At 71.9% G+C, this 12,034-nt stretch carries 7 protein-coding genes; 2 read left to right on the top strand and 5 right to left on the bottom strand.

The window, feature by feature from the left end:
* Nucleotides 1-258 precede the first annotated feature (258 nt).
* From ABZY12_RS17935 to ABZY12_RS17920, 4 genes are all read right to left on the bottom strand, one after another.
* Nucleotides 259-456, bottom strand: a complete 198-nt coding sequence (locus tag ABZY12_RS17935; protein ID WP_356891267.1) for an acyl-CoA carboxylase subunit epsilon — start codon at nucleotides 454-456, stop codon at nucleotides 259-261.
* 12 nt (nucleotides 457-468) lie between these two features.
* Nucleotides 469-2,052: an acyl-CoA carboxylase subunit beta gene (locus tag ABZY12_RS17930; protein WP_356891265.1), complete on the bottom strand. Its 1,584-nt coding sequence runs from the start codon at nucleotides 2,050-2,052 to the stop codon at nucleotides 469-471.
* 155 nt (nucleotides 2,053-2,207) lie between these two features.
* Nucleotides 2,208-4,565: a polysaccharide lyase 8 family protein gene (locus tag ABZY12_RS17925; RefSeq protein WP_356891263.1), complete on the bottom strand. Its 2,358-nt coding sequence runs from the start codon at nucleotides 4,563-4,565 to the stop codon at nucleotides 2,208-2,210.
* 130 nt (nucleotides 4,566-4,695) lie between these two features.
* Nucleotides 4,696-8,574, bottom strand: coding sequence for an endo-alpha-N-acetylgalactosaminidase family protein (locus ABZY12_RS17920; RefSeq protein ID WP_356891261.1), 3,879 nt, complete (start codon nucleotides 8,572-8,574; stop codon nucleotides 4,696-4,698).
* A gap of 205 nt (nucleotides 8,575-8,779) precedes the next feature.
* Here ABZY12_RS17920 and ABZY12_RS17915 point away from each other — a divergent pair, with 205 nt between their 5' ends.
* On the top strand, nucleotides 8,780-9,394 hold the full coding sequence (locus ABZY12_RS17915; RefSeq protein WP_356891259.1) for a YceI family protein: 615 nt from the start codon (nucleotides 8,780-8,782) through the stop codon (nucleotides 9,392-9,394).
* A 234-nt stretch (nucleotides 9,395-9,628) separates the two neighbouring features.
* On the opposite strand, the gene ABZY12_RS17910 is transcribed toward ABZY12_RS17915, so the two are convergent.
* Nucleotides 9,629-10,780 (bottom strand): serine hydrolase domain-containing protein, encoded by a 1,152-nt coding sequence (locus ABZY12_RS17910; protein ID WP_356891257.1) that lies wholly within the window; start codon nucleotides 10,778-10,780, stop codon nucleotides 9,629-9,631.
* A gap of 143 nt (nucleotides 10,781-10,923) precedes the next feature.
* Here ABZY12_RS17910 and dnaN point away from each other — a divergent pair, with 143 nt between their 5' ends.
* Nucleotides 10,924-12,033, top strand: coding sequence for a DNA polymerase III subunit beta (gene dnaN, locus ABZY12_RS17905; RefSeq protein ID WP_356891255.1), 1,110 nt, complete (start codon nucleotides 10,924-10,926; stop codon nucleotides 12,031-12,033).
* The last annotated feature ends 1 nt before the right edge of the window (nucleotide 12,034 follow it).

The following is a 12,034-nucleotide window of genomic DNA, read 5'->3' as shown; positions in this document are numbered from 1 at the left end:
GGGCCCGCCTGGGGTACGCCCCCCCGCCGGTTGCGACGGCCCCCCGCGCCCGGTTCGGTGCGCGGGGCTCCTCGGCGTGTGCGCGGGGCTCCTCGGCGTGTGCGCGGGGCTCCTCGGCGTGTGCGCGGGGCTCCTCGGCGTGTGCGCGGGGCTTCCTTGCGTGTGTATGGCGCGTTCACGGCGTGTGGCGGGCGCGTTCCGGGGGTAAGGCGAAGGCCCCCGCTCCATGAGGAGCGGGGGCCTTCGGTGCCTCTGGGCTCAGCCCTGCCAGGAGTGGGAGGGGCGGAAGCCCGACTGGCGCTCCAGGCGGCGCCAGCCGGCCGTGGAGCGGGCGGACGTCGTGGCGTCGGCGGGCTGGGCGGCCGCGCGGGCGAGCAGGACCGCGGTGATGGCGGCCAGCTCCTCGGGGTCGGCGTGGCCCTTCTCGACTCGGAGAAGGTTGGCGGGCGTGGTCACGAAGGTCTCCTCTTACTGAGGCGGGTTGCCGTGCTTGCGGGACGGCAGGTCGGCGTGCTTGGTGCGGAGCATGGCGAGGGACCGGATGAGGACCTCCCGCGTCTCGGTGGGGTCGATCACGTCGTCGACCAGGCCGCGCTCCGCGGCGTAGTAGGGATGCATCAGCTCGGCCTTGTACTCCTTGACCATGCGGGCTCGCATGGCCTCGGAGTCCTCGGCCTCGGCGATCTGCCGGCGGAAGATGACGTTGGCGGCACCTTCGGCGCCCATCACCGCGATTTCGTTGGTGGGCCAGGCGTACGTCAGGTCGGCGCCGATGGACTGGGAGTCCATGACGATGTAGGCGCCGCCGTACGCCTTGCGCAGGATCAGCGAGATCCGGGGCACGGTCGCGTTGCAGTACGCGTACAGCAGCTTCGCGCCGTGGCGGATGATTCCACCGTGCTCCTGGTCGACGCCCGGCAGAAAGCCGGGTACGTCCAAAAGGGTGATGATCGGGATATTGAAAGCATCGCACATCTGGACGAATCGTGCGGCCTTCTCGGACGCCTCGATGTCCAGGACGCCCGCCAGCGACTGCGGCTGATTGGCGACGATGCCGACGACCTGGCCGTCGAGCCGGGCCAGCGCGCAGATGATGTTGCGGGCCCAGCGCTCGTGGATCTCCAGGTAGTCGCCGTCGTCGACGAGCTCCTCGATCACCTTGTGCATGTCGTACGGACGGTTGCCGTCGGCGGGCACCAGGTCGAGCAGGACGTCCGAGCGGCGGTCGGCCGGGTCCTCGGAGGCGACGGTCGGCGGGTTCTCGCGGTTGTTCTGCGGGAGCATCGACAGGAGGTAGCGCACCTCGGCGATGCAGGTCTCCTCGTCGTCGTACGCGAAGTGCGCGACGCCGCTGGTCTCGGCGTGGACGTCCGCGCCGCCGAGGCCGTTCTGGGTGATCTCCTCACCGGTGACGGCCTTGACGACGTCCGGTCCGGTGATGAACATCTGCGAGGTCTCGCGGACCATGAAGACGAAGTCGGTCAGAGCCGGGCTGTAGGCCGCGCCGCCGGCGCACGGGCCGAGCATCACGCTGATCTGCGGGATGACGCCCGAGGCGCGGGTGTTGCGCTGGAAGATGCCGCCGTAGCCGGCGAGGGCGGAGACGCCCTCCTGGATACGGGCGCCCGCGCCGTCGTTCAGCGAGACGAGCGGGGCACCGGCCGCGATGGCCATGTCCATGATCTTGTGGATCTTGGTGGCGTGGGCCTCGCCCAGCGCGCCGCCGAAGATGCGGAAGTCGTGCGCGTAGACGAAGACCGTGCGGCCCTCGACCGTGCCCCAGCCGGTGATGACGCCGTCGGTGTACGGCTTCTTGGCCTCCAGGCCGAAACCGGTGGCGCGGTGCCGGCGCAGCTGCTCGACCTCGTGGAAGGAGCCCGGGTCGAGCAGCAGCTCGATGCGCTCCCGGGCGGTCAGCTTGCCCTTGGCGTGCTGGGCCTCGGTCGCTCGGTCGCTCGGGCCACGCCTGGCCTCTTCGCGCAGGGCGTGCAGCTCGGCCACACGGCCACGGGCGTCAGTCGGCTCGCTCGGGATCTGGTCCACAACGGTCATGTACCGACCCTACGAAGTCGACCAAGGAAATCCCGCCGTCCACTCCGTACAGTCTCCCGTGTCGATTCCTGGTGGAGCTAGACAGAACCGTGCCGCCCCCGGCACGAGTCGACAGCGGGAGACCCCCTGTGTTTGTAGGATCCTTACACAACCATCTAGACGAGCACCTCGCAGCGGTGGGTGGCACCGGCGGTACCGGGCGTGATCCGCAGCCGCAGTGAGCGGCCGGTGGCGAGCACCTCCACGGACGGATCGTGGGTGATCACCCGGCGCACGGGCCGGTCCCAGACGAGCTCCAGCGGTCGGCCGGTGCGCGGCGGCTCGCTCACCCGGAGGTCGAGGACGGAGCGGCGACGGCGTACGAGGACGCTCGACGGCGCCGTGACCGTCAAGGGCCCCACCGTACCGGCCCGCCAGAGGTTCGCGGCCGTGAGCCCCACGGACGGGACGGAGACGGCCTGCTGGTCGGCGGTGTTGGCGAGGACGTGCATCCACCCCCCGTCGGCGGCGCGGGCGGCGAGCGTACGCCGGGAGGCGCCCGGCATCAGCAGATACACGTAGGAGGCGTCGACGGGGTCCGTGCCGTGGTCCAGCCAGAGGGTCTGGTAGGTCCGGGTGCGGCGCTCGGTGGAGCTGGTGGTGTTGATGTCGCTCCAGGCACCGGTCCGGTCCTCGCGCAGGGTGCGGAGGTTCGCCGCTCCCGCGGGGAAGACCCAGCCGCCGTGGCCGTCCAGGTGCGCCCAGCCCTGGCCGGTGGTGAACGCGTCGGCGCCTTCCCCACGGCCTCCGGCGTGGGAGGTGCCCCCATCGCCGAGGTTGCGGTTGTCGACGACGGTCTCGACTGGGACGCCGTCGGCGGCGGTGATCCCGGCGCCCAGACAGATGACGGTGTCCGCCGCGCAGAACCACGACTTGCGGGCCTCCAGGGTGGAGCCGAGGCCCTTCACATGCTGCCCGACGGCGGCGAACTCACCGTCGGTGGCGCCGCCGACCCAGCTCACGGCCGGCTTCGGCGCCCCCCACTCGCCGCCGGCGCGGTCCGCCAGCCGCTTGGTGGAGACCGTGGTGCCGGGGAGGCGGTAGGGGTCGACGGTCGGCCAGAACCAGTCGGTGTACTGGCCCCCTTGGCGAGCGGTCCACCAGTAGAGCATTCCGGCGCCGGTGTGCCAGCCGCGCGGGTTCTCGCCGTTGCCGCACTCGTAAGAGGAGATGCGTTCCGAGGCCATGGAGATGTTGGCGGCCCAGCCGGGGCGGCGGTGGACGGCCCGGTCCATGGAGGCGAACAGCCGGTGCCCGGTCGGCTCGGGTGCGGCGGGGACGGGCGCGGCGGCGACCGCGTGCAGGCGGGCGAGGTCGGCGACGCCGAACTGGCGGGCGGAGAGGATGGGGCTGACGGTGTCCCGTTCGATCCACCCCTTCACGCGCGCGTGCCAGCGGTCGCGCTCGGCCGCGCTCGCGCCGCCGGCGAGGAGGGCGATGGCGGCAATGAGGCCCTGGCCGTGGAAGTGGTCCGACCGCATGATCTGCCGCTCGTCGTTCTTGAGGTAACCGCGGCTGATGGCCCGGCCGTTGACGCTGTCCATCATCAACCCGTCGTAGATGAGCGGCGCGTACGCCTTCTCGACGCTGTCGAGGATGACCTGACGGTTCGGGTCGTTCACCGCCCAGGTGGACCCGGCGAGCAGGCTGAAGAGGCGGCCGAGGCCGTCGAGCATGACCTGACCGTACGTCCCCGAGTAGGCGACCCAGGTGTGCTGGACGAACGACCCGTCGGCATAGAGGCCGTCGCCCTTGGTCACGTACGGGAAGACGGGCGAGAGGGCGTCGCGGGCGAGGGCGACCTTGGCCGGGTCGGCGCCGAGGACGCCGCGCAGGGCGACGGAGCGGCAGAGGTCGACGCGATTGGCGCCGGTGGAGGTGCCGCTGTACTTCGCGAGCGCGGAGTCGGGGATGAAGTGGTCGACGGCGGCGCAGGCGGCGGCGATCCGCTCGGGCCCGAGGTGCGGGTGGAGCGCGGCGACGATGTCCATGAGAAGCCGGGGGCTGCCGATCTGCCACTCCCACCAGTTGCCGTAGCGCACCGTGGACGGGTGGTAGATCCGCGCGGAGAGATGGTCGAGGCCGCGCAGGACGTCGGCGAGGAGGGTCGCGTCGCCGGTGAGACCGGTGCCGGGCTGGACGTACGCCTGGGTCATGGTCCACAGGCGGCCGTAGCTCTGGGTGATCCCGGCCGGCGGGTCGAAGGGGTGGCCGGGCCACAGGGAGTTGTTCGTGGGAGCCATCGACGCCCTGAAGGCACCGGCGAGCCGTCCGGTCTCGGCGAGGCGGGAGGCGTAGGGTTCGGCGCCGGCGTCGAAGCCGGTGCCGAGCTGGATGTCGAGCCACCGGAGCCGCAGCGCCTCGAACTCCCCTTCCCGCGCGTGGGCGGAGGAGGGGAGCCCGAGGGCCGCGGCGGAGGTGGCGGCCGTGGCGGCGGCGAGGAAGGTGCGGCGGGACCAGACGGGAAGGGGCATGGAAGCCTCCCGGGGGAAGAGGTGTAGACCGGTTGGCGCCCGGTGTAGCACCTGTTCTCCGACGCAATCAATGAGCACGGCAAGCACCGGAACAAGCGCTTTCCATCAACTCCCGCTTGGTCTGGACCGATCAGCCGCCGCAGTGGAAGCGGGCGTTCCCCCAGTCGGCGTGATCGTTGCCGTTGCCGTCGCCGCCGTCCGCCACGACGAGGTCGACGAAGGTGGCGCCCGTGACGTCGGCGGTGAGGGACCAGGCCGGGTCGGTCGCCTTGAGGACCGGTGAGGAGACCTTCTCCGTACCGTCGGCGAGGACGCCGAAGCGGACGGTGCCCCGGGTCGTCTGGACGTCGTCCACGCCGACGTCGGCGGTGAGGGAGGTGCACCTGCCGCCGAGGTAGTAGCGGACCCTGGCCGGGGCGTGGGTGCCCAGGCCCTTGGTGTACGTCACTCCCCCGATCCGCAGCGGGCCGCCGTCACCGGTGCCCGTCTCGCCGTTGGAGAGGTCGCGCTCCACCGGCCCCCAGCCGTTCGTGGCCGAGGTCCAGTCCAGGTCGCTCGCCCAGCTGTCGGTGGTGGGCGGCGGGGGCAGCGTACGGACCGAGGTGGTGGCGGTCAGCTTCCTGGTCTCGCCCCCGACGGTGTACGTGACGGTGGAGCGCAGGGGGTACGGCTGGTAGGCGGCGTCCACCGGGGGCGTCACCTTCCAGGTCGCGGTGGTCCTGGCGCCCGCCGCGACCGTGTCGAGGGCGACGGGGGCGGCCGGTTCGGCGGTCCAGCCCTCGGGGAGGGTGAGCGTCGCCCGGGCGTCGCCGACCGCGCTCGCCTCGTCGTTGACGAAGGTGGCCGTGACCTCGTTGGCCCGCCCGGGCTCCAGGGCGTCCGGGGCGGTGACGGCGAGCGTGCCGCAGGCGGCCTTCTCCGTGGCCGGACCCAGGTCGGTGACGGTGAAGGAGTCGAGGACGAAGTCGGCTCCGTCGGGGGCGTCGCCGCGCTTGCGCAGTCCGGTCCAGGTGTCGCCGCAGCCGGCCGTCACGGTCTCGGAGAAGTGTCCGGTGGCCCGTTGCTGACCGAGGGGCGTCCTGCGGGTCTCGACCGAGGCGCCGTTGCCGTGCCTGCGGTCGTACCCGGTCACCCACTCGTAGGCGCCCGCGTGGCTGGACTGGTAGTCGTACTCCACGCGGTAGGTGTGCCCGTCCTTCATGGGGACGGTCCAGGGCGCGGTCCGGTAGACCAGGCCGCTGTTCTCGTCGTGCGACTTGAGGGACTCGGCGCCGCCTATGACGTCGTCGATCAGCTTTCCGTTCCAGCCGGCCTGGGTGTACGGGGCGTGTGGTTGGGCGATGTGGGTGCGCGGGTCGGTCGTACCGCCGGAGTCGCCCTTGAGGAAGGGGCCCCAGCCCTGGTCGACGGCCTCGAAGTCCTCGTACACCGCCGCGCCCGCCTTGGTCGCCGGGTCGTTGGCCACGACGCGGACATCGTCGGTCCGGACGGTGGCGGCGCTGCCGCCCGCGGCCTCGATCCGCAGGGTCGCCGTCCCGCCGGCCGGGGCGGTGAAGGTGACCTTGGCGCGCTGGAGGCGTGTGCCGTTCCAGTCGGAGGCGGCGACCCGGTCCTCCAGCGTAGAGCGCTCGACGGTGACGGACCGGCCGGCGACGGAGAGTGTGGTCGGGCGGGTCTTCCCGGGCTCGACCTCGATCAGGGCGGAGGCGGTGTACCGCTTGCCGGGGGTCAGTCCGGTGATCTGCTGGCGTACGGAGGCGGCGGCCGATCCGGTGAGCTCGGCGCTGTTGCGGCCGTGGTCGTCGGTGTCACGGGTGACCGTGCCGCTCTTCGACCAGGCGGCGAGGCCACGGTCGTTGAAGCCGGGGTCCTTGACCGGGGTGCCCTCGCCCCAGCGCGGGTCACGCGGCTCGGGTGCGCGGTCCGGGTAGAGGACGTAGGGCTGTCCGGCGACGGCGTCGAGGGTGATCTTCCCGCCGACGGGCCGTACGGTCGCGGTCTTCACCCGGCCGTTGTCGGTGAGCTTGTGGACGGTGTACGACCCGGTGCCCGGGACCGCCCATGTGGTCCTGCCGCCCGCCTTGTTGTAGTGGTAGAGCTTCCTGCCGCCGTCCCAGGGCAGGAGGTAGTTCTCGCCGTCGAGGACCTTGCGGCCGTTGTCGTAGAAGGTGCGGCGGCCGTTCTCCACGCTGCCGCGGACGCCGCCGGTGAAGGTGAGGTCGTTGCCGTTCCAGCGGGTGATCTTCTGCTGCTGGAGGTACTTGGCGGGAAGGTTCTTCTGCCAGATGTTGGCGTAGAAGTGGTTCCAGTCGGTCTCGCCGGTCCAGCCCTCGAAGTCTTCGAGCGCGGTCTGGCCGAGGACCGGGTGGTTGTTCCAGATGTCCTTCTCGCCGTTGCGGATGAAGCGGATGATCTGCGAGTTGAGACCCTTGTTGGTGGCGCCGCCGTAGTTCAGGTCGTTGGCCCAGTGGGACCAGAGGGAGGCACGCTCGAACTTCTCGGACCATTCGGTGGCGACGTTCCACCCCTGTGCCTGCACGGCCTGCATCGTCTTGTCGGCGATCCAGCCGTGGGTGTAGTAGACGTCGATGTAGAGCATCGACAGGTTGGGATGGGTCTCGTCCCGGAGCTGCTGGAAGCGGCGGGCGAGGTCGCCGCTGTTGATGTCCCGGCGCTGGTCGATGTAGTAGCTCTGGTTGAGCCAGTTCCAGCCGGGCTTGGTCTTGTCGACGAGGGTCTCGCTGAAGTTCTTCGCCTCGGGGTAGGACTCGGTGGCGTTGACGTGGACGCCGAAGCCGGCGCCCCACTTCTCGCCTTCCCTGAGCAGCGTGTTGAGGTCGGCGAGGCCGCCGGCGCGCTTGTTGTAGTTGCCGCCGTAGTCGGGGTGGGCCGAGTCGTGGCCCTCGGAGCCGTACCCCTTGAGCAGGGCGAACTGACCGAGTCCGTCGGTGGCGAGCGAGATGCGCTTCACGTCGTCGAGGGTGCGCAGGAAGGGGTGGGTGGCGTTGCTGGCGAAGTTGAACGGGATGTGCGCGATCACCCGGTCGGGGGTCGCATCGCTGCCGGGCGCCTTGATCCCGATCGTGGGGAAGGCCAGGGCACCGTCCTGCCAGTCGGTCCGCCCGTCGGCGTTGACGTCGGGGGTGACGACGACCTTGGCCCAGGGGAGGTTCGCGCCGCTCTCGGGGGCGGGCGCGCCGGCACCGCGGTAGGTCCACTGGCCCGACCAGACGCCGACGCGGGTCTCGGCGCCGTTCTTCCGCGCCTGGTGCCAGAAGCGGGCGCCGTCGCGGGCGCTCGGGCCGGAGGGCTTGTCGTAGCTGGAGTTCGACTCGACGGCCGCGGCGAGGGACCCGGTGTTGACGATCGCGTAGCTGGCGCCGGTCGGGGCCGCCTCGGCGGGGGTGGCTTCGGTGACCTTGGCGAAGACGTCGGCGGTACGGGTGGAGTCGGGGTCGAGCCGGGTGAAGGCGGTCTCGGCGCCGCCGTCGGAGGAGCCGACGGAGACCAGGTCGTGGCCGGGTATGTCCAGGGTGCCGATGCGGAACGCCTCGGTGTCGCGGACGGCGGTGACCTTGAAGGTGGTGGCGCGGCCGCTGACGCTCAGGGTCGCGTCGATCTCGACTCCGGGCAGGGCGGGGAAGGCCAGGGTGTACGCGGCGGCGGCGGGGGTGAGGACGGGGGCGGCCTTGACCTTGACCTCGTAGGCCGTGCCGTTGAGGACGATCCGGGTCACCGGGGCCGTACTGCCGAGGAGGCGGGCCCCGGTCGCGCGGTCGGTGTAGGAGACGACGCGCGGGAAGTCCTCGGCGACGGCGACGGAGAGCCGGTCGGAGCCGATGAGGGAGGTGACGGAGGTCGCGGAGGCGGCCGCCTCGGGGCCGGGAACGTCCGCGAGGGACGGTCCCGCCAGGGCGACCACCACGGACGAGGCGGCGGCGAGGGCACAGGCCGCGCGGAGACTTCGCGACCCGAGCACGGATCGGGGAAGGGGCTTGGGGAGGGACATGGCCACTAGTTGGCCCGCGCCGCGCGGCACCGTCAACGAGATCGCGGGCAGGCGGCCGCACCAGTCCAAGAACCCTCTTCGGTTAGTCCAAGCGCCGTCCGGGTGAACCTCCACCGAAGAAGTTGAAATTTGAACGGAATGGGGTTACGGTCAATCTCGTTGAAGGTTAAACAACCTCGCAGCTCGTCCCCTCAAGGAGCACGTCATGGGCATCTTCAGCCGCAAGAACGAGACCGCCACCACCACCGCCGTCGCCACCCTCCCCGTCGACCCGGCCCTGGCCGCCCTGACCGGCGACTACGCCATCGACCCGGCCCACAGCAGCATCGGCTTCACCGTCCGCCACGCGATGGTCACCAACGTCCGGGGCACCTTCGCCGAGCACGAGGGCGTGCTGGCGCTCGACGGGTCGAACCCGGCCGCCTCCTCCGCCTCGATCGACGTCAAGATCGCCTCCATCGACACGGGCATCGCCGACCGCGACGGCCACCTGCGCAGCGGCGACTTCTTCGACGCCGAACGCTTCCCGCTGATGACCTTCCGCTCCACCGGGGCCGAGCAGCTGGGCGGCGACCTGTACCGCGTCACCGGTGACCTCACGATCAAGGACGTCACGCGCCCGCTCTCCATCGACCTGGAGTTCAACGGCGCGGCCACCGACGTCTACGGCAACGAGCGCGTCGGCTTCGAGGGCTCGGCCGAGATCCTGCGCTCCGACTGGGGCCTGACCTGGAACGCGGCGCTGGAGACCGGCGGTGTGATGGTCAGCGACAAGGTCAAGCTGAACTTCGACATCTCCGCGATCAAGAACGCCGCCTGATCACTTCGGGACGCCCCGTCACACGAGCGCGCCCGCCCTCCGCGACAGCGGAAGGGCGGGCGCTCGGCGTTTCCGGGGCCGGTGGAGCGACCGCGGGGTGCCGGCATCGGCGCGCGGTCTGCGAGGCGCGAGCCGGGGCGCGGGGATCGGTGGTCCCGCGAACCCCGGCATCGGCGCGCGGTCTGCGAGGCGCGAGCCGGGGCGCGGGGATCGGTGGTCCCGCGAACGCACCGGTCAGGCGGCCCGCGCCGCCGCCTGCGTGACGGAGGCGATCAGGCGGTCGTTCTCCGCCGCCCCCGGGCCGCCGCCGAAGGCGAAGCGGCGGCGGGCGTAGCTGTACGCGAGCCCGGTCGACGGGTCGGCGAAGGACTGGGAGCCGGGGGCGCCGCTGTGGCCGATCGCGGCGGGCGTGAGGCTGGGGTAGCGCGTGGCCAGCGGGACGAAGCCGAGCCCGAAGGCGTTCTCCTCCCCCGTGACGAGGTCCTTGCCCGAGGAGTGGATCCGGGCCACCTCGGCGAGGGTGCCGGGCGCCAGGAGCGGCGGGCGGCCGTCGAGTTCGCCCGCGATCGCCGCGTACATCCGCGCCAGTCCCCGCGCGCTGCCGATCCCGCCCGCCGAGACCGGCGCCTGGGCCCGCACGGCACGGGAGTTGGCGTAGGCGACGATGTCGAGCGGCGGGTCGGTGTGGAAGTTGAAGGCGATGGCCATGGTGCTGTCGGGGGCGATCGGAGCGGCCTCCAGCAGGGCCCGCTCGGCGGGGGTGGGCTTCATCGGCAGGGCGGGGCGGAAGCGGGACTCCAGCTCCTCGGGCAGTCCGAGGTAGTAGTCCAGTCCGTACGGGGCCCGGACCCGCTCCTCGAAGAGCTCCTGGAGCGTCCGGCCGGTGGCCCGGCGCACCACCTCACCGACCAGGGCGCCGATGACCAGCGCGTGGTAGCCGTGACCGGTGTCCGGCTCCCAGTAGGGGCGCTGGGCGGCGAGGCGAGCGGCGACGAGACGGTCGTCGGCCAGCTCGTCGAGGGAGAAGCCGCGGTCGGTACCTATCACGCCCGAGCGGTGGGCCAGGATGTGGCGCAGGGTCAGCCGTCCCTTGCCCTCGGCGGCGAACTCGGGCCACCACGAGGCGACTTCCCGGTCCGGGTCGAGCGTTCCGTCCTGGACGAGGAGGGCGACGACCAGGGCCATCGCCCCCTTGGAGGAGGAGTAGAGACCGAGCAGGGAGTCCTCGTCGACCCCGTCCCCGCCCCAGAGGTCGACCACCGGGCGGCCCCGGTGGTAGACGGCGAGCTGGGCGCCGCCGTCGCTCGCCTCGCGCGCGACGACGCCGGCGAACTCCTCCCGTACGGACTCGAATCCGGGCTCCACCGTGCCGTGGACGTCACTCATCGCCGATTCCCCTCGTCGCCCCAACGCGTTCGAGGAGGCAGAACGATCAACGAGGCGAGGTTCTTCCCGGACTCCGGGGCCGTGAACACGACATGAGGCCGGTGCCGGGGTCGTTGTCAGTGGGGGCCGCTAGCGTCGGCGGCATGGAATTCCGTATCGACAGCAGTGTGTTGACCGACGCCGTCGCCTGGGCCGCCCGCGTCCTGCCCGCCAGGTCGCCCGTGCCCGTGCTCGGCGGACTCCTCCTGGAGGCGCGGGACGACGGCCTGCTGCGCGTCTCCGGTCTCGACTACGAGGCGTCGGCCCGCATCGAGGTCGAGGCGGACACGGTCGCGCCGGGCCGGGCCCTGGTGCTCGGACGGCGACTGCTCGACATCTGCAAGGTCCTGCCGAGGGGCCCGGTGGAGTGCGCGGTCGAGGGGGCCCGGCTCTCGGTGACCGGTGGGGACGCCCGGTTCGGGCTCTCCCTGCTGCCGCAGGAGGACTATCCGGCGCAGCCGGCGCTGCCCGCGTTCCGGGGAGTGGTGGACGCCGAGGCGTTCGCGACGGCGGTCGGGCAGGTGGCGGTGGCCGCGGGCCGGGACGACTCGCTGCCGGTCCTGACGGGCGTACGGCTCGCGCTCGACGGTACGGAGATGACACTGGCCGCGACCGACCGCTACCGCTACGCGGTCCGCACGCTGGAGTGGAAGCCGGAACGCTCCGCCGAGGAGACCGGGGACACCGACGTCGTGGTGCCGGCGCGGCGGCTGACCGAGATCGCCCGCTCCCTCTCCGGTGCCGGTCCGGTCCGGCTGGCCCTCGACGGCGGTTCGATCGGCTTCGAGAGCGAGGGGACACGGACGACGACCCGGCTGCTCGACGGCCGCCTCCCCCGCCACGACAAGCTCTTCGCCCTCGGCGACCACGCCGTCGCGCGTACGGACCGGGTGCCGCTGGTCGAGGCCGTGAAGCGGGTCGCGGTGGTCGCGGAGGGCGACAGCCCGGTCCAGCTGGCCTTCAGCGGCGACGCCGTCCATCTCCAGGCCGGGTACGAGGACGACGTGGCCTCCCAGCGGCTTCCGGCGGCCCTGACCGGGGCGGAGTCGGTGACGGTCGCCTTCAACCCCGGCTATCTCCTGGACGCGCTCGGGTCGTTCGGCACCGGATCGGTCCGTTTCCATCTGCTCGGCCCGGGCCAGCGCGCGCTGATCACGGACGGGGAGGCCGAGGCGCACCGCCATCTGCTGATGTCGGTGAAGCCGCTGGTGTGAA

The organism is Streptomyces sp. NPDC006551, assembly GCF_040611675.1.
Taxonomy (GTDB): Bacteria; Actinomycetota; Actinomycetes; order Streptomycetales; family Streptomycetaceae; genus Streptomyces.
The sequence above is the reverse complement of the archived record's forward strand: the minus strand, read 5'-3'. Positions and strand labels throughout refer to the sequence as shown.

What these genes read in the sequence shown, in the direction of transcription:
- ABZY12_RS17930 (WP_356891265.1), bottom strand. Translation starts at nt 2,052, where the DNA reads ATGACCGTTGTGGACCAGATCCCGAGCGAGCCGACTGACGCCCGTGGC.
- ABZY12_RS17925 (WP_356891263.1), bottom strand. Translation starts at nt 4,565, where the DNA reads ATGCCCCTTCCCGTCTGGTCCCGCCGCACCTTCCTCGCCGCCGCCACG.
- ABZY12_RS17920 (WP_356891261.1), bottom strand. Translation starts at nt 8,574, where the DNA reads ATGTCCCTCCCCAAGCCCCTTCCCCGATCCGTGCTCGGGTCGCGAAGT.
- ABZY12_RS17915 (WP_356891259.1), top strand. Translation starts at nt 8,780, where the DNA reads ATGGGCATCTTCAGCCGCAAGAACGAGACCGCCACCACCACCGCCGTC.
- ABZY12_RS17910 (WP_356891257.1), bottom strand. Translation starts at nt 10,780, where the DNA reads ATGAGTGACGTCCACGGCACGGTGGAGCCCGGATTCGAGTCCGTACGG.
- dnaN (WP_356891255.1), top strand. Translation starts at nt 10,924, where the DNA reads ATGGAATTCCGTATCGACAGCAGTGTGTTGACCGACGCCGTCGCCTGG.